Source organism: Streptomyces sp. NPDC002088 (assembly GCF_040296605.1).
Classification (GTDB): domain Bacteria; phylum Actinomycetota; class Actinomycetes; order Streptomycetales; family Streptomycetaceae; genus Streptomyces.
Map to the genome: position 1 here is coordinate 44,891 of NZ_JBEOXO010000018.1, position 24,303 is coordinate 69,193.

Genomic DNA, 24,303 nt, shown 5'->3' on the forward strand with positions numbered 1-24,303 from the left:
CACGTGAGGGTCATTGTCTGGATCGTTGAAGGCACCTGGCCGGCCTGCATCGACGCCGCCCGCTCGCACGCGCCGCACGATGCCGACGTCGTGCTGCTGCACGTCACCGGTCACGACGTGCCCGGCGCCGCGCACGGCGCGTACGCCGGACTGCTCGGCCGTGGCCACCCCGAACGTGACCCCGGCACCCGTGTGGAGGATCTGGCCCGGACGTCCGCCGAAGCCCTTCTCCGGACCGCTGCCGAGCGACTCGCCCGTCCCTGCACCCGCGAAGAGCGGCTGGGACGTATCGAGCTGGAGGTCGTGGCCGCTGTCGAGGGAGCCGACCTGCTCATTCTCGCCCGCGACGGCGACCGCACTCACCTGGGACCCCGCAGCCTCGCCCCCGCCAGCCGCTTCGTCGTCGACCACGCCCCCTGCCCCGTCCTCCTCGTCTGGCCCGAACCAGCCCCTGGCATCGCCACCATTCCGCCCCCGCCACCGCATCCTCCGCACCACCACCCCTAGGGGCCGGGTTCGCTGTATCGGGCGTGCCTGTGGCGGCGCGGCCCGTCGCGGCGCACCGCATACGTGAGCAGCGTGAGCAGATGAGGCCCCGGACCGGTGAGATCCCGGACCGCCGCCCAAGCCGCCCAACCCGCGTACGCGGTGCGCGCTGAGGGCACCCCGTGGCCGGTTACGGGGGATGCGGCGGTCGGCGGCGCGTGATGCTGCGCACGCTGCGCAGGGTCAGGAATCCGAGGCCGACAAGGGCCACGGCGGCGCCGATCAGCTCTGCGGTCGTGGACATGGAACCTCCGAGGGTCGGCGACGGCGGGGTTCAGACATCTAGGCACGGCGGCGGCTCCACCTGCGGAATCCGTCGCCCGCCGCGTCCGCGAATTCACCCGTGAGGCAGATCTCGGGTGGCAGGTGGGCGAGCTTCTGTTCGAAGGCCTACGATCCTCTGTTGTGTCCAAACTGACCGACGTGCCCAAACGGATTCTGATCGGGCGCGCCTTGCGCAGTGATCGGCTCGGAGAAACGCTCCTGCCGAAGCGCATCGCCCTACCCGTTTTCGCCTCCGACCCGCTGTCCTCCGTCGCGTACGCGCCCGGAGAGGTGCTGCTGGTCCTGTCCATCGCGGGCGTGTCGGCGTACCACTTCAGCCCCTGGATCGCCGTCGCGGTCGTCGTGCTGATGTTCACCGTGGTCGCCTCCTATCGACAGAACGTCCACGCCTACCCCAGCGGCGGCGGGGACTACGAGGTGGCGACCACCAATCTGGGACCCCGGGCGGGCCTCACGGTCGCCAGCGCGCTGCTCGTCGACTACGTCCTCACCGTCGCCGTCTCGATCGCCTCCGGCATCGAGAACCTCGGCTCCGCCATCCCCTTCGTCGTCGAGCACAAGGTGATCTGCGCGGTCGCCGTGATCGTGCTGCTGACGCTGATGAACCTGCGCGGCGTGAAGGAGTCGGGCAAGCTCTTCGCGATCCCGACCTACGTCTTCGTCGGCGGTGTCTTCATCATGATCGCCTGGGGCGCGTTCCGCGGACTCGTCCTCGACGACACCATGCGGGCGCCGACGGCGGCGTACGAGATCAAGGCCGAGCACCAGGGACTGGCGGGCTTCGCGCTCGTCTTCCTCATGCTGCGCGCGTTCTCCTCGGGCTGTGCCGCGCTCACCGGCGTCGAGGCGATCTCCAACGGCGTTCCGGCCTTTCGCAAGCCCAAGTCGAAGAACGCGGCGACCACGCTGGCCATGATGGGTCTGCTCGCGGTCACCATGTTCTGCGGCATCATCGCCCTGGCCATGACGACGAAGGTCCGCATGGCCGAGAACCCGGCCGCCGACCTGCTCCACAACGGCAACCCGCTCGGCTCCGGCTACGTCCAGAACCCGGTGATCTCCCAGGTCGCCGAGGCCGTGTTCGGCAAGGGCAGCTTCCTGTTCGTCGTGCTGGCCGCGGCGACCGCCCTGGTCCTGTTCCTGGCGGCGAACACCGCGTACAACGGCTTCCCGCTGCTCGGCTCGATCCTCGCCCAGGACCGCTACCTCCCGCGCCAGCTGCACACCCGCGGCGACCGCCTGGCCTTCTCCAACGGCATCGTGCTCCTGGCCGGCGCGGCCATGCTCCTGGTCGTCATCTACGGCGCCGACTCCACCCGACTGATCCAGCTCTACATCGTCGGCGTGTTCGTGTCCTTCACGCTCAGCCAGACCGGCATGGTCCGGCACTGGAACCGCCACCTGGCCACCGAGAAGGACCCCGTCAAGCGTCGCCACATGGTCCGCTCGCGCGCCATCAACACCTTCGGCGCCTTCTTCACCGGCCTGGTCCTGGTCGTCGTCCTCGTCACCAAGTTCACGCACGGCGCATGGGTCGCCCTGCTCGGCATGGTGATCTTCTACGCGACGATGACGGCGATCCGCCGTCACTACGACCGGGTGTCGGAGGAGATCGCGGCCCCGGAGGGCCCGAGCGACGACAGCGTACGGCCGTCCCGCGTGCACTCGGTCGTCCTGATCTCCAAGATCCACCGCCCCACGCTGCGCGCCCTGGCCTACGCCAAGTTGATGCGCTCGGACACCCTGGAGGCGCTCACCGTCAACGTCGACCCGGCGGAGACGAAGGTGCTGCGGGAGGAGTGGGAGCGGCGCGGCATCGACGTACCGCTGAAGGTGCTCGACTCGCCCTACCGCGAGATCACGCGGCCGATCATCGAGTACGTCAAGAGCCTGCGCAAGGAGTCGCCGCGCGACGCGGTCTCCGTGATCATTCCCGAGTACGTGGTCGGCCACTGGTACGAACACCTGCTGCACAACCAGAGCGCACTGAGGCTCAAGGGCCGCCTGCTGTTCACGCCGGGCGTCATGGTGACCTCGGTGCCGTACCAGCTGGAGTCCTCCGAGGCGGCGCGGAACCGGGCCCGCAAGCGGCAGGAGTGGAACGCTCCGGGCGCGGTGCGGCGCGGTCCGGCGGAGGAGCGGTCGAAGGAGTCGTCGACCGCGAAGAGCTGACCCCGCTCGGCTGACCCCGCTCGGCTCACTCCGCGCGGCGGCTCGTGGTGAACGGCCGGACGACACCCACGTAGACTGGTGGGCTGTTGTCCGGCCGTTCCTCTTTCGATGTTGTGGAGTCACCCCGCCATGCAGGCAGAACCGAAGAAGTCGCTGGTGGGGGAGGAGTACGAGGTCGAGATCGGCCCCGTCGCCCACGGCGGTCACTGCATCGCCCGTACGGACGCCGGCCAGGTGCTGTTCGTCCGGCACGCGCTGCCCGGCGAGCGGGTCGTGGCGCGGGTGACCGAGGGCGAGGAGGGGGCCCGCTTCCTGCGCGCGGACGCGGTGGAGGTGCTGGACGCCTCCAAGGACCGCGTCGAGGCACCCTGCCCCTACGCCGGTCCCGGCCGCTGCGGCGGCTGCGACTGGCAGCACGCCAAGCCGGGTGCCCAGCGGCGGCTCAAGGGCGAGGTGATCGCCGAGCAGCTCCAGCGGCTCGCGGGACTCACGCCCGAGGAGGCCGGCTGGGACGGCACGGTGATGCCGGCCGAGGGCGACAAGCTGCCCGCCGGCCAGGTACCGCAGTGGCGCACGCGCGTGCAGTACGCGGTCGACGCCGACGGCAACGCCGGCCTGCGCCGCCACCGCTCGCACGAGGTCGAGCCGATCGAGCACTGCATGATCGCGGCGCCGGGCGTCAGCGAGCTGGGCATCGAGAAGCGCGACTGGGCCGGCATGGCCTCCGTCGAGGCGATCGCCGCGACGGGCTCCCAGGACCGCATGGTGATCCTGGAACCCCGCCCCGGCGCCCGCCTGCCCCTCGTCGAGCTCGACAAGCCCGTCTCCGTCATGCGCGTCGAGGAGAAGGACGGCGGCATCCACCGTGTCCACGGCCGCGCGTTCGTACGCGAGCGCGCCGACGGCCGCACCTACCGCGTCGGCAGCGGCGGCTTCTGGCAGGTCCACCCGATGGCCGCCGACACCCTGGTCAAGGCCGTCATGCAGGGCCTCCTGCCGCGCAAGGGCGACACGGCCCTCGACCTGTACTGCGGCGTCGGCCTCTTCGCCGGCGCCCTCGCCGACCGGGTCGGCGAGCAGGGCGCGGTCCTCGGCATCGAGTCCGGCAAGCGCGCGGTGGAGGACGCCCGGCACAACCTCGCCGGCTTCGACCGGGTGCGTATCGAGCAGGGCAAGGTCGAGAGCGTCCTGCCGCGCACCGGGATCACCGAGGTCGACCTGATCGTCCTCGACCCGCCCCGCGCCGGCGCCGGCAGGAAGACGGTCGAACACCTGTCCTCGCTGGGTCCCCGCCGCATCGCGTACGTCGCCTGCGACCCGGCGGCACTCGCCCGCGACCTGGCGTACTTCCGTGACGGCGGCTACAAGGTGCGGACGCTGCGGGCGTTCGATCTGTTTCCTATGACGCATCACGTGGAGTGCGTGGCGGTGCTGGAGCCGGTGGCGAAGGGGTCCTGACCTGGGGTTTTGACGGCGCACATGATGTGCGGTGTGGGCGTTACGGGCGATGTCCTGACGCTGAAGTGACGCTCATTCTGACGGTCGTCATGTGCGCTGATGCGCTGGTCAGTCGACCAGGTCGCTCGGATCGGTGTTGGCGCCGCAAAGGACGACGGCGACCTTCTCGCCAGAGGCCGGGCGCTCTCGCGGTAACGCGCGCGCGGCCGTCGCCGGACAGCCCAGCCGTGCCCAGGGTCGGCGGCTTCCCGGCCTGGACCTGCCGTTCTTCGAGCTGCCGCGAGAACTCGCCGACTCGCACACCATCGGTGTCATCTACGACGAGGTCGACGGTCTCAACTTCTACGCGGACTACAGGATGCTGCGGGACCTCTTCGCGGACCCGGCCGTCGCGGGCCGCAGGCAGCATGTCTCCGTGATCGGCGACCGCCTCAGTGCGCTTGCCGTCGGCCGCTGCCCGAGGGCGCGCATATCGCAGTATGCTCGCGTCATGGCGGACACGACGCGCATTACGGTGACGCTGCCGACCGAGCAGGTCGCCGAACTGAGGAAGCTCACCGACAACGTCTCCGGTTATGTCGCCGAGGCGGTGGCCCGCCAGCTGCGGCACCAGCTGCTCGGCGCCGACCTGCAGCGTCACCAGGAGGAGCACGGAGCCTTCACCGAGGAGGAACTGGCGGAGGCCCGCTCCAGGATCTTCGGGACGACGGACGCCGGCGGGTCGGCGAGCGCGGCGTGAACGAGCACATCGAGACCGTCGTCCTGGACTCCCAGGGGGTCTCCGCCTGGATCGCGCAGGATCGCAAGATCCTGGCGATGTTCCAGGTGTTCCATGCCATGGGTGCCGATTTCGTCATCGGTGCCAACACCGTCGTGGAAGTCAGCCATGCGCGGATGAATATGCCCCGGCTGCGGTGGGTGCTGTCCCGCGTCAAGGTCGAGCCGGTGACCGAGAACGCGGCGAAGGCGTCCGCGGAACTGCTCAAGGCCGCAGGTCTGCACGGCCACAAGTACGCGATCGACGCGACAGTCGCCGAGGTGGCACTGCGCCAGCCGGGTCCGGTGGCCATGCTGACGTCGGACATCGATGACATGGCCCGGCTGTGCGGCGACCGCGTCCGGCTCATTGGCATCTGAGCAGGGAAACCCCCCTCCCCGCACCCCGGCTTGGAAGGGAATCCTCCCTGGTCAGGCCGCGATAGACGAAAAGGGCTTGACTGACTCGATCTGAGCGCGCAGTTCACCGATCTTCTCCCGCGCGGCAGCCTCTCGCTGCTCGAGTTCCGCCGGCCACGATCCCAACGCTGTCACCTCCGGAATCCGGCCACCGACACCATGACGATCGATCAGCCAACCGCCGGTGAGCAGTCACGCAGGTCAAAGCTCCCTGCAGGAGAGCCGCACCCAAAACGATTCCCGGCACGAGATCCCGCCCTGGCGGAGCGAGTCGACATGGCCTGGGCATCGCCCCGCAGCGGTGTCCGGCCGTACGCAAGAGAGCGCGGCCGTGAGCACGGGTGGCGGTGTGCTGGGGCAGCCGACGCGCTGCCGAAAGGTCATCTTCCGGTGCGACAGCCTCACAGGTACCATCCCTTGGCAGCCGCGCGCCAGGGCAGGTCACGGGAGTTGGAACGCGGTTTGACCACCACAGGGGGTCGTCATGGGGGGCACGATCAGCATCGGCGAGGTGATCGCGCGCCGCTACACGCTGCTCCGCATCCTCGGGACCGGGGGATTCGGCCAGGTGTGGCACGCCCACGACGAGGACTTGAACGTCGATGTCGCCCTCAAACAGGTGCGCCTGCCGGACCTGGTCGCGCCCGAGGAGCAGCGGCAACGCATCGCCCGCGCGGTGCGGGAGGCGCGGCATGCCGCCCGGCTGCGCGACCACACGAACATCGTCACCGTCCATGACGCCTTCGAGTACGACGACAGCCCGTGGATCGTGATGCAGTACGTCGACGGCCGCTCGCTCGCCGAGGAGCTGCGGCAGCACGGACGCCTGCCGATCGACCGGGTCGCCGGGATCGCCGAGGCGGTGCTGTCGGCCCTGGAAGCCGCGCACAAGGCGGACATCGTGCACCGCGATGTCAAGCCTGGGAACGTGCTTCTCGCCGCTAATGGGCAGGTACTGCTCACGGACTTCGGTATCGCCGTTGCCCCCACCGATGCCACGCTCACCGCCGCCAGCGTGGTCATCGGCTCGCCAGGCTATGTGGCGCCCGAGCGCTTGCAAGGCGCCGAACCGGGCTCGGCGGCCGACCTGTTCGCCCTCGGAGTGACCCTGTACGAGGCGGTCGAGGGCGAGCCGCCTTTCACACGGCAGAATCCGGTTGCGGCCCTGATCGAGGAGCCCCGGCCGCCCCTGCACGCGGGGCGACTCGCCTCGCTCCTGCTGCGCATGGTGGAGAAGGGGCCCACCCAGCGGCCCGATGCCGCCGCCGCCCGCGTCCTGCTCCGGGCAGATCTGGACACCCGCGTGCCTACCAAGCCCACCAAGGTCATCACCACGGAGCGGACCGCGGAGAAGGCGCCCGAGCGCCCGGTGTCCGTCGAACCCGCGACGATCACCAGCGATCGGATGGCGACAGTCAAGGCGCGCGGTACCAGGGCGGCCGACTTCTGGTGCCAACTCCTGGGATTGCTCGGCGTGATAATCGGGCTGGTGGCAGGGCTGACCGGCAACGAATTGATCAGCAACGCCGGGGTGGGCGGGAGCACCTTGCTCGGCTGCTTGGGTGGCTCGGTCGCCGGCTACTTCTGCGGCTGGGGGCTTGGCGCCTGGGATGGGATGTTTGGTGAGCTGGACAGCCTCACGGTCAGCTCTGCCGGGCTGACCGTGAGTGGCGAGGAACCAGCCGTGTACAAGTGGGGTGATCTGAAGGCCGTGACGCTCAAGCGGTCCGGCGCCACCGTGACGCTCGTCGCCACCGTCTGCTCGGAACGCGTGTCCGATACGCAATGGCGACGGAAACACCCGGTCAAGATCGGCAAAGAGGGCAAGTCCAAGATATTCGTCGGCCGCGGCATCCCCGCGAGCGACGTCGGCCGCATGATGACCGCGCTCTCCCACCACGCCGGGACCCTGTACAACGGCCCGTCCAGCCTGCCCTGAGTGAACAACTGGCGCTGATCCTGTGACCAGTAAAGAGGCTGATCGCAAAGCGAGTTGAGAACAGACTGTCGGAAAAGGATCATCGGGAACGGGCCTGGACGAGGCGGGGGTGGCTGTGGCGAGCGGTACGCAACCGGGTCAGGTGATCGGCGGACGCTACCGGCTGGTCGCCGACCTCGGCTCGGGAGGTTTCGGGCGGGTCTGGAAGGCCATGACGAGACCCTCCGCATCGATGTGGCCGTGAAGGAGCTCTGGCTGCCACCGGCACTCTCCGAGACCGAGCAGGCCGAGCGGCTGGCCCCCGCCGAACGCGAGGCGCGGCCACCCGCCGCCGCGGCGCTGTGGCCGGGATGTCAGCCGAGCGCCGCGATCTCCTCGGCCACCGCCCGCATCACCGGCACGGCCGCGTCGACCACGTCCTCTCGGGCGGTGATCAGGTTCACGCACAGGTGCAGCGCAGGATCGGCGGTGCGCAGCGGCACGGCGACGCCGTAGGCCCCGGGTTCGATCTGCCCGAACGTACGGGCGTACCCCCGGTCCCTGACCTCCGCCACGGCGGCCGGCTCCCCCGGGGAGGGCAGACGCAGCGCGGCGAGGGCGAGCCCAGCGGCGCCGACACCGATCGGGTGGCGGCTGCCCACGCGATAGGCGATGTGGTAGTCGACGGTCTGCGGCTCGACCACCGCGACGGCGACGGCCTCGTCGCCTTCTGCGGAGATCAGCGCGACAGTGGCGCCCAGCTCGTCGGCGGTGCGCCGCAGCACGGGCAGCGCCGCCTCCCGGATGCCCGCCGCGTACCCGCGCGCCAGGGTGACCGTGCCTGAGCCGGCGCGATAGCGGCCGTCGGAGCTGCGCACGACCAGCCGGAACTCAGCGAGCGTGACCAGGATGCGGTACGCGATGGTGCGATGGACGTCGAGCCGCTGCGCCACCTCGTTCACGGTCAGGCCCTGAGGCTGACCCGCGATCGCCTCCAGCGCCAGCAGGCCGCGGGCGAGTGTCTGGGAGCCTGCGGCCTTTCCCTGCGCGCCGCCGCCCTGCGCCGTCAAGCCCCGGGCGGTCTTGGCCCCCCGTGTGTTCGAGGCCACCTGATCGTCGCTCATTCCGGCAGTCTACGGCCGCGCGATGACAGCCTGTCACCGCCGCCCACGCCCTGCGGTGCGGGATCCGATCGCCGTAGAATCGGATCCCGCACCGCAGGCCATGACCTGCAGGGGACACGCGCGGAGGCGGGAAGCGGAGGCGGGCGTGGGCGAGGCCGCACCGAGCGGTGTGCTGAGCAAGGCACTCGCCGTGCTGCAGGCGTTCAGCGTCGAGGACACCACCCTCGGCTTCGCCGAGTTGCAGCGTCGCACCGGCCTGCCCAAGGGCACTTTGCACCGCACGCTCGGCGATCTGGTGGCCGCGCGCCTGCTCGACCGGGTACAGGGCCGCTACCGTCTGTCCAGCCTGGTCTTCGAACTGGGGATGCGCGCCTCGGTCGAGCGCGGCCTGCTGGAGGTGGCGACCCCGTTCCTGGAGGACCTGTACGTGCGCACGCACGAACTGGTCCACCTGGGCATCCGCGAGGGCACCGAGGTGGTCTATGTGGCGAAGATGGGCGGGCACCAGCAGGCCGACTCCCCCTCCCGGCTCGGCGGGCGCATGCCGCTGCACTCCACTGCCCTCGGCAAGGTTCTCCTCGCCCACGCGCCCGCCGACGTCCGTGAGTCGGTGCTGCGCGGACCGCTGGAACGCCGGGCCCCCCGGACCATCACCAACGTCGACGTCCTCACGCGCCAGCTGTCCGACATCGCCGCGAAGGGCGTCGCGTTCGAGTACGAGGAGTCGGCGGTCGGCATTGTCTGCGTCGCGTCCGGGATCTTCGGCCCGTCGGACGAGATCCTGGGCGCGGTCAGTGTGACAGGCCCCGTGCACCGCTTCCAGCCCGCCCGGCACGCCAACAGCATCCGGGCGGCGGCGGGCGGCATCACCGCCACCCTCGGCCGACGCGAGGAACTCCTGCGGCACTGACCCCCTCAGGGGCGCCCGGCGGACAGGCCCGAGTTCCGTCTCGCGGAACTTTTTTCTGGGCGCCGCGCGCCCCGAGTCTCCAAGCTGAGGGTATGAACGAAACCCTCCGTGGCAGCGACGCCGTAGCAAAGGCAGCTCAGCGCCTGTTGGCAGCCGCCGCCGACCGCGTGCCCTGCTCCCCGGTCCGCGACCTGATCGGCAGCGACGACGTGAAGGCGGCGTACGCCGTCCAGGAGCTGCTCACCGCACGCCATGTGGAGACCGGCGCGCGCGTCACGGGACGCAAGATCGGCCTCACCTCGCCCGCCGTCCAGGCCCAACTCGGCGTGGACCAGCCTGACTTCGGTGTCCTCTTCGACGACATGCAGGTCGCCGAAGGCGCCCTGGTGCCGGCCGAGCGGCTGCTCCAGCCGAAGGTCGAGGCCGAGATCGCGTTCGTACTCGGCGCGGACCTCGCCGAGGGCCCCCTGGACGCGGAGCAGATCCGGGACGCCGTGGCGTACGCCGTCCCGGCCCTGGAGATCGTCGACAGCCGAATCGCCGGCTGGGACATCACCTTCGGCGACACCGTCGCCGACAACGGCTCCAGCGCCCTGTACGTGCTCGGGTCGGCGACGAAGACCATGGCCGAGTTCGAGCCGGTGACCGCCACCATGACGCTCGCCCGGGGCTGCGAGACCGTCTCCAGCGGTGACGGCGCGGCCTGCCTCGGCGACCCGCTGACCGCGCTCGCCTGGCTGGCGCGGACCGCACGCGAGGTCGGCGACCCGCTGCGCGCGGGCCAGGTCGTGCTCTCCGGCGCCCTCGGCCCGATGGTCGTCGCCGAGCCCGGTGACACGTTCACCGCCGAGATCAGCGGCCTCGGGTCCGTCTCCGTCCGCTTCCCCGCGTCCCCCGAGGGCGACGCGCTCTCCGACTCCGACGAAGGAACCTCCGCATGAAGACCAAGGTGGCCATCATCGGCTCGGGCAACATCGGCACCGACCTGATGATCAAGGTGCTGCGCCTGTCCGACACCCTGGAGATGGGCGCGATGGTCGGCATCGACCCCGCCTCCGACGGGCTCGCCCGCGCCCAGCGGCTCGGCGTCCCGGTCACGGCCGAGGGCGTCGAGGGCCTGGTCCGCATGGACGGCTTCGAGGACATCAAGATCGTCTTCGATGCCACGTCCGCCAAGGCCCATGTGGCCAACGCCGCCGTCCTCGCCCCGCACGGCAAGCAGCTCATCGACCTCACACCGGCCGCGATCGGCCCGATGGTGATTCCCGCGGTCAACCTCCCCGAGCACGTCGCCGCAGACAACGTCAACATGGTCACCTGCGGCGGTCAGGCCACGATCCCGGTCGTCGCCGCGATCTCCCGGGTGGCTCCGGTGCCGTACGCGGAGATCGTCGCGTCCATCGCGTCGAAGAGCGCGGGCCCCGGTACCCGCGCCAACATCGACGAATTCACCGAGACCACGAGCCACGCCATCGAGAGCGTCGGCGGCGCGGGGCGCGGCAAGGCCGTCATCATCCTCAACCCGGCCGAGCCCCCGCTGATCATGCGGGACACCGTGCTCGCCCTGGTGAACGCACCGGAAACGGACACACACGAGGCGATCCGCGCCGCCATCGCCGCGATGGTCGAGCAGGTGTCGGCGTACGTGCCCGGCTACCGGCTCAAGCGACAGGTGCAGATCACCCCGGTCCCCGCCGACCAGCCGGTGCACACCCTCACCTCGGACCCGGTCACCCACCAGGTGTCGGTCTTTCTCGAGGTCGAGGGCGCCGCCCACTACCTGCCGGCCTACGCCGGCAACCTCGACATCATGACCAGCGCGGCCGTCCGCATGGCCGAGGCCATGGCCGCCCACAGCAACGAACTTCAGGGAGCGGGCGCATGACCGTCGACAGGCTCTTCATCCAGGACGTCACCCTGCGGGACGGCATGCACGCCATCCGCCACCGCATCGAGCCGGAGCAGCTCGGCCGGATCGTGGCCGCGCTCGACGCCGCAGGCGTCGACGGCATCGAGGTCTCCCACGGCGACGGCCTCGCCGGCGGCTCCCTCAACTACGGTCCAGGCAGCCACACCGACTGGGAGTGGATCGAGACCGCCGCCGCCCACATCAAGAACGCCCGCCTCACCACGCTGCTGCTGCCCGGCATCGGCACCATCGAGGAGCTCAAGCAGGCGTACGCGCTCGGCGTCCGCTCGGTGCGCGTGGCCACCCACTGCACCGAGGCCGACGTCTCCGCGCAGCACATCGCCACCGCCCGCGAGCTGGGCATGGACGTGTCCGGCTTCCTGATGATGAGCCACATGGCCGACGCCAAGACGCTCGCCGGGCAAGCCAAGCTCATGGAGTCGTACGGCGCGCACTGCGTGTACGTCACCGACTCCGGCGGCCGTCTGATGATGGACGGCATCCGCGACCGCATCCGCGCCTACCGGGACGTCCTCGACCCGGCCACCGAGATCGGCGTCCACGCCCACGAGAACCTCTCCCTCTCGGTCGCCAACTCGATGATCGCGGTGGAGGAGGGCGTCACCCGGGTCGACGCCTCGCTGGCGGGCCAGGGCGCGGGCGCGGGCAACACCCCGCTGGAGGCGTTCATCGCCGTGGCCGACCTCAACGGCTGGGCCCACGGCTGCGACCTGTTCGGGCTCCAGGACGCCGCCGACGACCTGGTGCGTCCGCTGCAGGACCGCCCGGTGCGCGTCGACCGCGAGAGCCTCACCCTCGGCTACGCCGGCGTCTACGGCTCCTTCCTGCGGCACGCCGAGACCGCGGCCGAGCGCTACGGCGTCGACGTGCGCACCATCCTCGTGGAGGTCGGTAAGCGCGGCCTCGTCGGCGGCCAGGAAGACATGATCGTCGACGTGGCGCTGGGGCTGGCCGAGTCCCACTGACCCACGGGGGACGGCACGGCAATTCCCGGACAGCGGCCGGGCCGTCGCCCGTGTCCGCAGACCCGACCCGCTTGCGCGTGCCGGTGGACGACGCTCGTCGGCGCCATGTCCGGAACGTCGCGGGCTGAGCCGCCTGGGTGACTTCCTCCGGAGAGGCGCGGGCAGTTCGGTCCTGGCGCTGCGGCTGGGCCGCCCCACCAGGGCGGCCCAGCCGCAGCAGGACCCCGAACGCCAACGGCACATCACGTTGTCCGGCACGGACGCCCCGGCCGACGACCTGTAGGACTTCGAAGGCACCGACGTCTACGGCGGCAACGCCGTCCCGCCCACCCTGACGGGCCATGGCGTGGTCAAAGACTCCATCGGGGACAGCAACGTGACGGTGAGCGGAGGCGTGCTCTCCACGCTGACCGGTTCGACGAGGGCGGCCACGTCGGAAGCACCACCCTGTCAAGGTCGACAACGACGAACAGATCGCCCCAGCGGCGGAGGCGGCTCCGACAGCTCGGACTACTACTAAGCAGCCTTGTCGAAGTCCGGTGCGGTACGGCGCCCCGTAAGGGGCGCGGGGCTGTGTATCTGCGGCTCCGCCGCGTGGGCGCGACCAGCCCCCACCGGCCCGCGGGTTCGTCACCGCGCTTCCAGCGGAGCGCTTAGGCGCGCGCCCGGTCGGCCCGGGCGAGTGTGGCCTGGCGGCACGGCGCCCGCAAGCTCTCGCCGCTTTGGGCGGTGTGCAGGTGCCAGGACCCGATGCCGAGGCCACGGCCCGTGGACAGCTCGCCCTCGTGCTGCTGCCGCCGAAGGTCAGGCTCGCTCCGCGGCGACCGGTGCGGATGTGACACACCGGCAGCCGCACTGACCGGTCACGGTGCGGTGTGCGCCGTCATCACGCCGAAGCCTGCGATGTACTCGCGGATCGGCCGGTAGAACGAGTACGCCACGTCGTACGGGCCCGCCGCGCCGAGGGCCGCGAAGGCGGCGACCCAGGTGCGGACCTCGTGGGCGGAGTTTCCGGCGTCCTTCGCCATCTGCTCGGGTGTCATCGCGTCGACCGGGGAGAGATCGCCAGAGGCGAGGGTCGCCATCAGGGCCTGGTCCCACTCGGGGTTGAGGTCCTGGATGGTGGCCGTGCCCGCCGTGAAGGCCTTCGCCGTGTCGATGACCCGTTGCTGCCGGGCGTCACGGGCCGCGGCCGTGGGGTGCCTGCCGTTGAGCAGCATGGCGCGGGCGGTGTCGTCGGCGGTGGCCCACTGCGGTACCGGCGGGTCGTGGGAGAGGCCGCCGGAGCCGATGACGAGAACGCGCTCGTCCTTGAGTGTCGAGAGGAAGCCGCCGATCGCCTCGCCGAGCCTGCGGACCCGGCGCATGGTGACGAACGGCTTGGCGACACCGTTGACGAAGACGGGGATGGTCGGCACGGTGTCGATGCCGCCGAAGAGGAGCTCCAGCGGCTGGATGGCGCCGTGGTCGACCTCCATCCGACGGGAGATGGCCACGTCGATGTCGCGTTCGGCCACCCACTGGGCCAGTTCCTCGGCGCGCTCGGTCGGCACGCTCAGCGGGCCTTCGGTGGTGCCGTAGTCACCGACGCCCAACGCCTCGTAGCCGATGCAGAACGGCGGCATCAGGTCGTAGAAGAAGCCGTTGTAGTGATCGGGCGCGAAGGAGACGACCAGCGTGGGGTCGTACTCCTTGACGAAGGCCCGCGCGGTGGCGAAGGCGCTGTGGACGGCGTCGACCACCTCGGCGGGCGGGTCGGCGTACTCGAGGAGCGGGCTGTGCGACATCGTGACGAGGGCGAGGCTCATGCCTGCACTCCTTCCGTGGTACGTGCCGTGGTCTGCGCAGGGGTGTCCGCAGCGGTTCCCGCTGTGAAGAGCGAACCGGCCTTCTTGACGGAGGCGAGGGCCTGCGTCGCCTGCCGGGTCAGGGAGGCCGCGGCGACGAAGCGGTCGGGGCGCAGTACGACCAGGCCGCAGGAGCGGACGTCGAACCAGTCCTTGAGGGCCCCGGTGGTGTCACCGACCACGGTGACCGGCGCCGGGGAGCCCGCGTACTGCTTCTCGGCCCAGGTGCGCTGGGTCTCCGGCATGAAGGAGACCAGTTTGATCCGGTGGCGGCGGACGAACTCGAGGTCGGTGGGAGAGAGGAACGCCGTCGGGTCGGTGCCCCAGGTGGCCAGCGTCCACCAGTCGCCGGTGACGTCGTCGAGCAGGACGTTCGTGGCGTCCGCGGTGTTCACCCGGGGCTGGATGAACTGCAGACCGACCGGCGAGAGCTCACCCGCCGAGTCGATGAACGGTGCCAGCTTGCCGTGCTTGAAGCCGGCCTGCGCCCGGCCCGGGGTGAGCGTGGCCTGGTCGACGACGACACCGGCGGCGTAGCGGGGCATCGGCTTGAACCGCAGCTCGGTGAAGTACGACTTCCACTTCGGCACGAGGTTGAGCGCGGAGGCGGACAGGTCGCGCACCTTGCCGCCGAAGCGGCCCATCTTCATGACCGTACCGGCCGCCATGTTCACGTCGATCATGTCGGCGGCGTGCTTGCGGCGCTCCTCGGTGTAGGTGTCGAGGAGGGCGTCGTCGGCGTCGCCGGACAGGACGGCGGTGAACTTCCACGCCAGGTTGGTCGCGTCACGTATCCCGGAGTTCCAGCCCTGGCCGAGCCAGACCGGCATCAGATGCGCGGCGTCACCGGCGATGAAGACCCGGCCCTTGCGGAAGTCCGAGGCGACCCGGCCGTGGTGGGTGAAGGTGCGCTGGTTGATGACCTTCAGCGTCGACGGGTCGGGGACGTGGCGGCGGAGCAGGGAGTGCATGAACGTGGGGTCGTCGCACAGCTCGCTGGGCTCGTCCTCGTGGAGCATGAACTCCCAGCGGCGGATGCCCTGGGGAAGACCGATGGACACGTACGGTCGGCGCGGGTCGGCGCCGAGGTACACCGACGGGGTGCCGATCGGGTCGTTCTCGACGTCGACGACCACCCATCGGGTCGACGGCGACTTGCCTTCGAACTGGACGCCCATCCACTTGCGGGTGAAGGAGCTGCCGCCCTCGCAGCCGACGGCGTACCGAGCGGTGAGAGTGACCGTCCCGGTGGCGTTGTCGTCGGCGTCGAGCCGCTCGGCGGTGACCGCGACGTGGTCCCCGCGGTCCTCGATCCCTACGACACGGTGACTGAAGCGCAGCTCGGTGCCCTCGAAGCGGTCGAGCCCGGCGGCCAGCTCCTTGTCGACCAGCGGCTGGATGAAGCCGTGCTTGCGCGGGTAGCCGAACTCCTGCGTCTTGGGAGCGTTGGTGGCGAGCACCTGGCCCGTGCCGTTGACCAGCCGGACCACGTGGTGCGGGACCGTGTAGGGCTGGATCTGCTGCCACAGGCCCGCCGTGTGCAGGGTGCGGATCGACTCGTCGTCGAGGCCGACACCGCGGGGGTAGTCGATCAGCTCGTGGCGGGCTTCGAGCACGGTGGCCCGGTGGCCGCGTACACCGATCAGGTTGGCGAGGGTGAGGCCCACCGGCCCGGCTCCGATGACAACGACGTCAGTGTCGAAGGTGGTCATGGGGTGTGTCCGATCGGGTCAGCTGTCAGTTGTGGGAGAGGAAGTCGATGACGAGGCGGTTGAACTCTGCGGCGTGCTCGATCATCGCCCAGTGGCCGCAGCGGTTGAGCAGTACGAGCCGCGAGTTGGGGATGTTGGCCAGGAGCCACAGGCTGGTCTCGTAGTGCAGGACCCGATCGTCCTTGCCGTGGATCAGCAGGGTCGGCGTCTGGATGCCGGGGATCTTGTCGCGGTCCACCTTGATCGGGATCGGGGCGCCGTGCGCGAGGCCCTCGACATAGTTCTTGAGGTGGTCGGGACGGGCGAGCGCCGCTTCCGAGCGGGCCCGGGTCAGCTCCGGGGTCGCGAAGCGCGCCTTGTCGTAGGTCATGATCTCGACGAGCGCCTTCATGTTCTCCGGGCTCGCGTCCTTGTATGCCTTGACCAGGACCTTCAGGCCCTCGCTCGGGCCGTCACCAGCGCCGAAGAGGGAGGCCGGGCCGCGGCCGAGTGAGGCCCCCATGGTCACCAGGTGGGTGATGCGCTCGGGGTGCAGCGTGGCGAAGCGGACCGCGGTGTGGGCGCCCATCGAGTTGCCGACCAGGGCCGCCTTGGGCAGGCCGAGCGCGTCCAGGAACTCCACGAGTGTCTTGTCGTGGTCCATGTCCGTGGTCGCCTGCGCGTCGGAATCGCCCCAGCCCGGCATGTCAGGGGCGATGACATGGAAGCCGGCGTCGGCGATGGCGCTGATGTTGCCGGAGAAGTTCGACCAGCCGGTCGCGCCGGGGCCGGAGCCGTGCAGCAGGACGACGGGCCTGGCACCGGCCTCGCCGGCCTCGTAGTACCGCATGTGCAGCCCCGACGGAAGGGCGATGTCGCGCGATGCGGTCTCTTTTGTGACGGCCATGATCCGGGTCCCTCGTACGGCGCTCGTGCGTTATTTGAACGGCAACGAACGATAGTTGCACTGTTACGTGTATGTAACGCTCGCGATCGAGGAATGTCAAGGGATGGTTGTGCCGGAATGAGGCGCAGCCGATCGGCCGCCACGAGCACCGACGACGGCATGATCGGCGATCTCGGCGAGGCATGGCGTGAAGCTGGACAGTGCGCCGCATGGCGGGCCCCTCTCGGGGGCCCCGCCGGCCTCCGTGCGGCGATCCATCCCACCGGGGGCCAAAAGTATTCAGAAGTCACCTGGTGATCGAGTCGCCCGAGGCGTCGTGCGTGCTCGGATTCACGGCGCACGCGCCGATGACCACCGCCTTCACCCGCGTCCAGTCCTCCACATGGGCGGGCCCGCAGCCGGTTCAGCCCTGACGCACCGGAAGCCGCATCAGATCCGCTCCCAACACCATGCGCCCCCCGTAGTCCGCCTGCCGGGCACTGTCGCGCAGCAGGCGGCGCCAGGTCGCGTCGGTGACGGCGGTCGGCTGTCCCGGGCTGAGGTGGGTGGCGACCAAAGTGCCCACCTCGGCCTCGGCGGCGATCGAGCCGAGTTCGGCCACGTCGGTGTGGGAGGACTTGATGTGGTCGATCAGGGACTGGGAGAGCCCGAGGCTCGCCAGCCCATCGGGGTAGAGGGCCTCGTGCACGAGCACGTCCGCGCCCCGGGCGAGCGTGATGACGTTCGTGGTCGGGGCGGTGTCGCCGGAGAAGACGACGCTGCCGTGGTCGGTGTCGAAGCGGTAGGCGTACGCGGGGAACACCGCGCCGTGCGGGACCAGGACGGCGCTGACCCTCACGTCGTCGTTCTCCATGACCGTGAAGGGCGTCATCGCCGGCGCGGTGTGCGTCGCGGAGGCGCCGACGGCGGACGGCGGCAGCACGTCGTGGACGTTCAGCAGGGTGGCCGGGTCGATGCCGGCGTGCTCCGTCATGAAGAAGGTGGGGGAGGCGGCGTACGCCTGTCCGGCCAGCCGGGTCATCTCCACGGTGCCGGGTACGGGCCCGGGGGCACCGGCGGTGGTGGAGGCGATTCCGGCGGGGCCGGGGCCGTACACCTCGACCGTGCCGCGGAATCCCTGGGCGCCGGAGGCGCCGGCCGCGAGCAGGGGGAACGCGTAGTAGTCGACCACGTGGTCGGCGTGCAGATGGGTCAGGAAGATCCCCGCCAGCGACGGCATCGACAGCCCGGCGCGCAGGTACTGGGTCACCGCGCCCCGGCCGCAGTCGACGACGTACGTCCGGCCGTTGACCACCAGCGCCGACGAGATGCCGTACCGGTCGGCCAGCGGCGGCGGCCCGCCATTCGTCCCCAGCAGGACGACGGAGAGTGGCGTGTCGGCGGAGCCGTCCGGAGTCGCCGCCTCGGCCGGCGAAGTGCCCAGCAACACCGGGGCGCCCACGGCGGAGGCCGCCATGGCGCCCAGCAACGATCTGCGGGACGTCGTCTGCGGGGCGCGTCCACGTCGCGCCCCCGCGGTCGGGTCTCCGGTCGACATCACATCGCCTGCGGCTTCGGCTTCGCACATGGCGGGGCAGCTCCTCTGCGGTTCACAAGGGGTGCTGCGGAATGCTGCCTGCCGCCGCACACGGACCGGGAGCGCGCGGAGCGCAACCTAAGATCGCGCGACCACGCCCTCGCTGCCGCGCGACCACGCCCTTGCTACCAGTCGCGGGCCGCCGCTCGGAGGCGCTCGCGTACGCGGATGACGTCCGGGTTGGCGTCGGAGCCGGGCCGTTGGACCAGGAAGAGGGTGTTGAGCGGTGGTTCCTCCGGCTCGTGGAGGAGTGCGAGGCGGCCGGAGTCCAGGTACTCCTGGCACAGCGAGCGGGGGAGCACGCTGTAGCCGGCGCCCGCGTTGACGGCGGACAGGACGGCGTGCAGGTTCGGCACGGTGACCGCGGCCCGCTCGGTGAGCTGTTTGCCGAACACGGTGCGCCAGTAGCGGCGGGCGATCGGCAGGTCTTCGGCGTAGGTGACCAGGGGGACGGCCCGGAGGGTGGCGCAGAGGTCGTCGGCCTCGGGGTGCTCGGCGATGCGCTCGCCCCAGGCGGGGGCCGCGACCAGCACGTATTCCTCGTCGGCCAGCGGCGTCGAGGGCAGCGCGCGGCCACGGGGCCGTCGGGTGGCGAGGACCAGGTCGTGCTGTCCGGCCCGCATCTCCTCCAGGAGCGGCTCGGTCACCCCCTGCGTGACGCGCAGCTGCACGCCGTCGGCGACGAGGGGTGCCAGCGCGGGCAGTACCCGTACGCAGAGCAGCTCGGACGGGCCGGCGAGGTGGACCGGGGAGGCGTGTCCCGCGAGCGTGCCCTTGCCGCCTTCGAGTGCGGTGAGCGCGTCCAGGGGGCCCGCGATCTGGCCGGCGAGTTCATGGGCGGGCTGGGTGGGTTCCACGCCTCGCGGGAGCCGGGTGAACAGCTCGCGGCCGGTCTGCTGTTCCAGGGTGCGGATCTGGGCGGTGACCGTCGGCTGCGACAGCCCGAGCAGCGGGGCGGCGGCGGTGAACGAGCCGGAGCGGTAGACGGCCAGGAAGGTGCGCAGCAGGTTCAGGTCGGCGTGCGACGGAAGCCGCCGGCCGTCGGTCTCGGTCCCGTCGGCAGGGAGCGTCCGGTTCTTCATACCGGCCAGAGTAGCGCCGTACGGCATCGGAGTTCCGATATCAGAGATCGGGGCATCTATTGGTACTCCGATGGCATGCGGGCCTACCGTCGAGGGCGTCGCCAAGTGGCGGCAGCCGCCGTGAGCGGCAAGCATGCAGCCAAGGGCACCGAGGGAGTCCATGGCGAAGATCCTGTTCCTGATGACCGGCGTGGTCCCGCCCGTCGACCCCGCCCGCCTCGCCGCGCAGGCCGACGGCGGCCCGGAGGGCGCCGGCCCGAACCCCGCCTCCTCCGGCCCCGCTCGCCGCCGAGCCGCTGCAAGGAGCTCGGCTGACTCCCCGGTGTCCCTGAAAGGACTACGAACATGACCGTGCAGAACGCGATCAACTGGCCCGAGCGCTACCTCCCGGGCACCGGCGACAACTTCGTGTCCAACGAGGTGATCGTCAAGGGCCTGACCGCCGCGCAGGTATGGCACTACCTCGTCGACACCTCCACCTGGGAGTCGTACTACGACAACGTCGCCGACATCTCCTTCCCGCAGGGCGATGGCCCCGAGCTGAAGGACGGCGTCGGCTTCAGCTTCGGCACCTTCGGCTTCCCGCCCCTGGCCGCGCGGGTCGTGGAGCTGCAGGAGCCCGCCGAGGATGTCCCGGGGCGCCTGTCGTGGACGGCGAAGCAGGACGGCCCGCCGCAGGAGCAGCTGGACGTGCTGCACGCCTGGCTGGTGGAGGACCTGCCGGGCGGCCGGGTCCGCATCCTGACCCAGGAGACGCAGATCGGGCAGCCCGCCGCCGAGTTGGCGCAGCAGACGCCGAACCCCATGCTCAACGGCCACCAGGCGTGGCTGGACGGACTGGTCCGCGCCGCCTCCGGGCACTCGGGCTGAACACCGCACCACCCCCAGAGCACAACGAACAGGAAGCCGACGAAGATGACCGACAAGCGCACCGTGAGCGTCCTGGGCACCGGCATCATGGGTGCCGCGATGGCCCGCAACCTCGCCCGTGCCGGACACACCGTCCGGGCCTGGAACCGCAGCCGGGACAAGGCCGAACCGCTGGCCGCCGACGGTGCGCACATCGCCGACACGCCCGCCGAGGCGGTCCAGGGCGCCGACGTCGTCCTGACCATGCTGTACGACGGCCCCACCACCCTGGACGTGATGCGCCAGGCGGCGCCCGCGCTGCGTCCCGGCGTGGCCTGGGCACAGTCGACCACCGCGGGCGTCGAGGCGATCGGTGAGCTGGCCGCCTTCGCCCACGAGCACGGCCTGCGCTTCTACGACGCCCCCGTGCTGGGCACCCGCCAGCCCGCGGAAGCCGGTCAACTGACCGTGCTGGCCGCCGGCCCGGCCGAGGCGCGGGACGTGGTGACGCCGGTCTTCGACGCCGTGGGTGCCCGCACGGTGTGGACCGGTGAGGACGGTGCGGCCGGCAGCGCCACCCGGCTGAAGCTGGTGGCCAACAGCTGGGTCATCGCGGCCACCGCCGCGGCCGGTGAGGTGCTGTCCCTGTCGAAGGCGCTGGGGGTGGCTCCGCAGAGCTTCTTCGACCTGATCGCGGGGGGCCCGCTGGACATGGGCTACCTGCGGGCCAAGGTCGCACTCGTGCTGGACGACCGGCTGTCCCCGGCCCAGTTCGCGGTGACGACCGCCGCGAAGGACGCCCGGCTGATCGTCGAGGCCGGCGCGCGCGCCGGCGTCCGGCTCGACGTGGCCGCCGCGAGCGCCGAACGCCTGGAGCGCGCCGCCGCGCAGGGACATGCCGACGAGGACATGGCCGCCGCGTACTTCGCCAGTTTCGACGACACGCCCACCGCCTGACAGACCTGTCCCTGACAGGCCAACGCCTGACAGATCAAGGAGTCCTGATGTCCAAGCCGCCGCTCCCCTCGGAGGCCGTCGCCCTGCTGCAGCGCCCCAACCCCTGCGTCATGGCCACCCTGCGCGCCGACGGCACCCCCGTCTCCACCCCGACCTGGTACCTGTGGGAGGACGGTCGGGCGCTGATCAGCCTGGACGAGGGCCGGATACGCCTGAAGCACCTGCGCCGCGACCCGCGCGTGACCCTCACCGTCCTGGCCGAGGACGACTGGTACACGCACGTCACGATCATCGGCCGCGCCGTCGAGATGTACGACGACGAGGGCCTGGCCGACATCGACCGCCTCTCGGGGCAGTACACCGGCAAGCCCTACCCGGACCGGGTACGCGCCCGCGTCAGCGCCTGGATCGAGGTCGAGCGCTGGCACGGCTGGGGCGCGATGAAGGACAGCGACCAGGCGTCCACATAAGCCATGTGAGCCGAACGACGAGCGGACGAGGGGACGAGCGGCACCGGCGGACTCCGGACCGGTGCGCAACCTCCAGGTGCACTCGATGGTCACATCTGAGTGACCTCGACTCAGATACTGCGCGGCCGCGACGTCTCCGCCGCCCTGGACGCCGACGGCGTCCACCTCACCCGTTCCGGAGAGCGCGTCGACATCCCGCTGGCGGCGGTCCGGGAGGTCCGTGCCGCCGGTGACAGGGTCGTCGAGATCGTGCTCACGGACGGTGTCGCGCACCGCGTGGAGGGCGGCAACCCGACCGCCAACGCCGCCTTCGCCGCCGCCCTGACCACCGCGCTGCCCGAGCGGCGCGACCCGGCCGGGAGTGCCCTGGTCACCGTCGTCGCCGAGCCGCGCGGAGGCATCAACTACGGCTGGCTGGCGCTCTACGCCTCCGGTCCCCTCGCGTTCGTCGCCTACGCCGTGTGGGTCGGCGTCACCCACGGCGCGCGCGTCGTGGGGGTGGTCGTCGGCGTCGTACCGCTCGTGCTGGGCATCGCCTTCATCGGCACCGCCGTGCACGACGTGTTCCGCCGTACGATCCTGCGCCGGCGGGGCATCACCGTCCTGGCCGAGGCGGTCGGCAGGTCCGGCAAGAAGCACACCGTGTACGAGTACACCGACACCGACGGCGCCGTGCACCAGTACCGGTGCAAGCGCAGCAACCCGCGGTTCCAGATCGCTTACGACCCGCGCAAGCCCGAGCGGGCCGCGCATGCCATGTGGCTGCCCGAACTCCTGGTCAGGCTCGTGGTGCTCTTCGGCGGCTCGGTCTTCTGGCTGTTCGTCGGGGTGACGATGATGTTCAGTGTGCTCTGGGACTGACCGGACCCGCGTTCTGGCGGTGAAAATCCGTACTCACGTCTGACGACCGGAGCACGGATGCAAGGATGGGGCGCCATGACGGCTGGGTGGTGTTCCCGCACGGTACGGGCCGCGGTGTTCGCGGCCGTCTGTGTGCTGCTCGCCGCCCTGGGGCACGTCATGATGTCGGGTTCGTATGTGCCCGGTCGGGTGCTGGCCGCGGGGCTGGCCATGACCGGTGCCGCCGGCTGGTGTCTGGCGGGCCGTGAACGCGGGCTGCCGCTGGTCGTGACCGTCGTCGTCGCCACTCAGACGGTGCTGCACTCGGCGTTCTCACTCGCCCGGTCGGCGTCCGGGGGCATGGCCTCCATGGACATGGGCCACATGGACATGAGCGGCATGGCTCACATGGATCACATGGACATGCGTCACATGGATTACATGGATCATGTGGATTACATGGGGCAGTCCATGAGCGGCTCGTCCATGCGCGGCGGCACGTCATCCTTCGGCATGCTTGCCGCCCACCTCCTCGCCGCGCTCCTGTGCGGGCTCTGGCTGGCGTACGGCGAGAAGGCCGCCTTCCGCATCCTGCGGGCCGTGGCCGGCCGGCTTGCGGCCCCGCTGCGGCTGCTGCTCGCCCTGCCCGCCACCCCGGACCGCCCGCGCATCGGCGCCCGCCGCCCCCGCTCGGACCGGGCGCCGCGCCTGCTCCTTCTCGTCCACGCGATCACCTCTCGGGGGCCGCCTGTGGGGACCGCTGTCGGCTGACGACAGCTGGTATCCCGAGGCCGCCCGTATGCGCCTCGGGTCACGGCCGTACGCCCGCGCAGGCGCCGTAGGGCCGTCTCTCCGCTCACCGGACGGCTCGCGCCCTCGTATGCGCCGAGGTCCGGATCCGGGGCGACCCGGACGACCCGAGAAGGACATCAGGTGATCCACTCCACCCTGCCCGTCGCGCACACCAAAAGCGACAAAGCGACATTGGCCGACGAGTCGACAACAGCCTGGGCGCTCGCTGCCCGTGGCGGTGACGCGCGGGCGGTCGAGCAGTTGGTGCGCGCGCTGCAGCGCGACGTCCTGCGGTACGTCGCCCATCTGTGCGCCGATCCGCAGGCGGTCGACGATCTGGCACAGGACACGTTCCTGCGGGCGCTGGGCAGTCTGCACCGTTTCGAGGGGCGCTCCTCGGCCCGGTCCTGGCTGCTGTCCATCGCCCGCCGGGCGGTGATCGACAGCTATCGGTACGTGGCCGCCCGGCCCCGGCTGTGCGACGTGGCGGACTGGCAGCTGGCGGTCGAACGCGCCCAGCCGCGCGATCTGCCCGGCTTCGACGACGGTGTCGCTCTGCTGGACCTGCTGGCCCTGCTGCCGGCCGAGCGGCGGGAGGCGTTCGTCCTCACCCAGCTGCTCGGCCTGCCCTACGCGGACGCGGCCGCGCTGAGCGACTGCCCGGTCGGCACGGTCCGCTCCCGCGTCGCGCGGGCCCGGGCCACCCTGCTGGACCTGCTGACCGAGGCGGCCTGAGCCCGGCGGAAGGGAGGGCGCCGCTTACTCCGCGGCGGCGCCCTGCTCACTCGGTGGCGGCGTCCCGCTCATT

The 24,303-nt window shown here is 70.9% G+C and carries 22 protein-coding genes and 1 pseudogene; 17 read left to right on the forward strand and 6 right to left on the reverse strand.

The features are described from left to right. Nucleotides 1-3 precede the first annotated feature (3 nt). The 6 genes from ABT114_RS31750 to ABT114_RS31775 all read left to right on the forward strand — a co-directional run bounded on the left by ABT114_RS31750 (nucleotide 4) and on the right by ABT114_RS31775 (nucleotide 7,576). Nucleotides 4-507, forward strand: a complete 504-nt coding sequence (locus tag ABT114_RS31750) for a universal stress protein (RefSeq protein ID WP_351146345.1) — start codon at nucleotides 4-6, stop codon at nucleotides 505-507. Nucleotides 508-951: 444 nt separating this feature from the next. Then, nucleotides 952-3,003 carry an APC family permease gene (locus tag ABT114_RS31755; protein WP_351146346.1) on the forward strand — a complete coding sequence of 684 codons (2,052 nt, stop codon included), beginning with the start codon at nucleotides 952-954 and terminating at the stop codon, nucleotides 3,001-3,003. A 129-nt stretch (nucleotides 3,004-3,132) separates the two neighbouring features. Beyond that, the gene (locus ABT114_RS31760) at nucleotides 3,133-4,461 is read left to right on the forward strand and encodes a class I SAM-dependent RNA methyltransferase (RefSeq protein ID WP_351146347.1); all 1,329 of its coding nucleotides are present in this window, start codon (nucleotides 3,133-3,135) and stop codon (nucleotides 4,459-4,461) included. A 490-nt stretch (nucleotides 4,462-4,951) separates the two neighbouring features. Then, nucleotides 4,952-5,200 (forward strand): type II toxin-antitoxin system CcdA family antitoxin, encoded by a 249-nt coding sequence (locus ABT114_RS31765; protein WP_351146544.1) that lies wholly within the window; start codon nucleotides 4,952-4,954, stop codon nucleotides 5,198-5,200. Further along, nucleotides 5,197-5,598 carry a DNA-binding protein gene (locus tag ABT114_RS31770; protein WP_351146348.1) on the forward strand — a complete coding sequence of 134 codons (402 nt, stop codon included), beginning with the start codon at nucleotides 5,197-5,199 and terminating at the stop codon, nucleotides 5,596-5,598. Before ABT114_RS31765 ends, ABT114_RS31770 begins: the two co-directional genes overlap by 4 nt. A 523-nt stretch (nucleotides 5,599-6,121) precedes the next feature. After that, complete coding sequence (locus ABT114_RS31775) at nucleotides 6,122-7,576, forward strand: serine/threonine-protein kinase (RefSeq protein ID WP_351146349.1); 1,455 nt, start codon at nucleotides 6,122-6,124, stop codon at nucleotides 7,574-7,576. A 353-nt stretch (nucleotides 7,577-7,929) separates the two neighbouring features. Here the strand turns inward: ABT114_RS31775 and ABT114_RS31780 are convergent, their stop codons facing one another. Continuing rightward, nucleotides 7,930-8,679, reverse strand: a complete 750-nt coding sequence (locus ABT114_RS31780; protein ID WP_351146350.1) for an IclR family transcriptional regulator — start codon at nucleotides 8,677-8,679, stop codon at nucleotides 7,930-7,932. Nucleotides 8,680-8,824: 145 nt separating this feature from the next. On the opposite strand from ABT114_RS31780, the gene ABT114_RS31785 reads away from it, so the two are divergent. The 4 genes from ABT114_RS31785 (at nucleotide 8,825) to dmpG (ending at nucleotide 12,484) form a co-directional block, all read left to right on the forward strand. After that, a complete protein-coding gene (locus ABT114_RS31785) occupies nucleotides 8,825-9,589 on the forward strand; it encodes an IclR family transcriptional regulator (RefSeq protein ID WP_351146351.1) in 765 nt (254 codons plus the stop codon). 92 nt (nucleotides 9,590-9,681) lie between these two features. Further along, nucleotides 9,682-10,530: a 2-keto-4-pentenoate hydratase gene (locus tag ABT114_RS31790; protein ID WP_351146352.1), complete on the forward strand. Its 849-nt coding sequence runs from the start codon at nucleotides 9,682-9,684 to the stop codon at nucleotides 10,528-10,530. Next, nucleotides 10,527-11,474, forward strand: a complete 948-nt coding sequence (locus ABT114_RS31795; RefSeq protein WP_351146353.1) for an acetaldehyde dehydrogenase (acetylating) — start codon at nucleotides 10,527-10,529, stop codon at nucleotides 11,472-11,474. The genes ABT114_RS31790 and ABT114_RS31795 overlap by 4 nt, the downstream gene beginning before the upstream one ends. Next, nucleotides 11,471-12,484 (forward strand): 4-hydroxy-2-oxovalerate aldolase, encoded by a 1,014-nt coding sequence (gene dmpG, locus ABT114_RS31800; protein ID WP_351146354.1) that lies wholly within the window; start codon nucleotides 11,471-11,473, stop codon nucleotides 12,482-12,484. Before ABT114_RS31795 ends, dmpG begins: the two co-directional genes overlap by 4 nt. An 863-nt stretch (nucleotides 12,485-13,347) precedes the next feature. Here dmpG and ABT114_RS31805 read toward each other — a convergent pair. The 5 genes from ABT114_RS31805 to ABT114_RS31825 all read right to left on the reverse strand — a co-directional run bounded on the left by ABT114_RS31805 (nucleotide 13,348) and on the right by ABT114_RS31825 (nucleotide 19,587). Further along, a complete protein-coding gene (locus tag ABT114_RS31805) occupies nucleotides 13,348-14,292 on the reverse strand; it encodes a 3-carboxyethylcatechol 2,3-dioxygenase (RefSeq protein ID WP_351146355.1) in 945 nt (314 codons plus the stop codon). After that, nucleotides 14,289-16,043: a bifunctional 3-(3-hydroxy-phenyl)propionate/3-hydroxycinnamic acid hydroxylase MhpA gene (gene mhpA, locus ABT114_RS31810; protein WP_351146356.1), complete on the reverse strand. Its 1,755-nt coding sequence runs from the start codon at nucleotides 16,041-16,043 to the stop codon at nucleotides 14,289-14,291. Before mhpA ends, ABT114_RS31805 begins: the two co-directional genes overlap by 4 nt. A 25-nt stretch (nucleotides 16,044-16,068) precedes the next feature. Further along, nucleotides 16,069-16,929: an alpha/beta fold hydrolase gene (locus ABT114_RS31815; protein ID WP_351146357.1), complete on the reverse strand. Its 861-nt coding sequence runs from the start codon at nucleotides 16,927-16,929 to the stop codon at nucleotides 16,069-16,071. A 403-nt stretch (nucleotides 16,930-17,332) separates the two neighbouring features. Next, nucleotides 17,333-18,496 carry an MBL fold metallo-hydrolase gene (locus ABT114_RS31820; RefSeq protein WP_351146358.1) on the reverse strand — a complete coding sequence of 388 codons (1,164 nt, stop codon included), beginning with the start codon at nucleotides 18,494-18,496 and terminating at the stop codon, nucleotides 17,333-17,335. A gap of 134 nt (nucleotides 18,497-18,630) precedes the next feature. Then, the gene (locus ABT114_RS31825; RefSeq protein WP_351146359.1) at nucleotides 18,631-19,587 is read right to left on the reverse strand and encodes a LysR family transcriptional regulator; all 957 of its coding nucleotides are present in this window, start codon (nucleotides 19,585-19,587) and stop codon (nucleotides 18,631-18,633) included. Between the two features lie 160 nt (nucleotides 19,588-19,747). On the opposite strand from ABT114_RS31825, the gene ABT114_RS31830 reads away from it, so the two are divergent. The 7 genes and pseudogenes from ABT114_RS31830 (at nucleotide 19,748) to ABT114_RS31860 (ending at nucleotide 24,230) form a co-directional block, all read left to right on the forward strand. After that, on the forward strand, nucleotides 19,748-19,936 hold the full coding sequence (locus tag ABT114_RS31830) for a hypothetical protein (RefSeq protein WP_351146360.1): 189 nt from the start codon (nucleotides 19,748-19,750) through the stop codon (nucleotides 19,934-19,936). Continuing rightward, nucleotides 19,933-20,457 (forward strand): SRPBCC family protein, encoded by a 525-nt coding sequence (locus ABT114_RS31835; protein ID WP_351146361.1) that lies wholly within the window; start codon nucleotides 19,933-19,935, stop codon nucleotides 20,455-20,457. Before ABT114_RS31830 ends, ABT114_RS31835 begins: the two co-directional genes overlap by 4 nt. Before the next feature lie 42 nt (nucleotides 20,458-20,499). Next, a pseudogene (locus ABT114_RS31840) lies at nucleotides 20,500-21,393 on the forward strand (NAD(P)-dependent oxidoreductase); the annotation flags it as partial. Between the two features lie 47 nt (nucleotides 21,394-21,440). Then, complete coding sequence (locus tag ABT114_RS31845) at nucleotides 21,441-21,863, forward strand: PPOX class F420-dependent oxidoreductase (protein WP_351146362.1); 423 nt, start codon at nucleotides 21,441-21,443, stop codon at nucleotides 21,861-21,863. Nucleotides 21,864-21,962: 99 nt separating this feature from the next. Beyond that, nucleotides 21,963-22,724 carry a DUF3592 domain-containing protein gene (locus ABT114_RS31850; RefSeq protein WP_351146363.1) on the forward strand — a complete coding sequence of 254 codons (762 nt, stop codon included), beginning with the start codon at nucleotides 21,963-21,965 and terminating at the stop codon, nucleotides 22,722-22,724. 75 nt (nucleotides 22,725-22,799) lie between these two features. Next, on the forward strand, nucleotides 22,800-23,474 hold the full coding sequence (locus ABT114_RS31855) for a hypothetical protein (protein WP_351146364.1): 675 nt from the start codon (nucleotides 22,800-22,802) through the stop codon (nucleotides 23,472-23,474). 162 nt (nucleotides 23,475-23,636) lie between these two features. Further along, nucleotides 23,637-24,230: a sigma-70 family RNA polymerase sigma factor gene (locus ABT114_RS31860; protein ID WP_351146365.1), complete on the forward strand. Its 594-nt coding sequence runs from the start codon at nucleotides 23,637-23,639 to the stop codon at nucleotides 24,228-24,230. Nucleotides 24,231-24,303 lie beyond the last annotated feature (73 nt).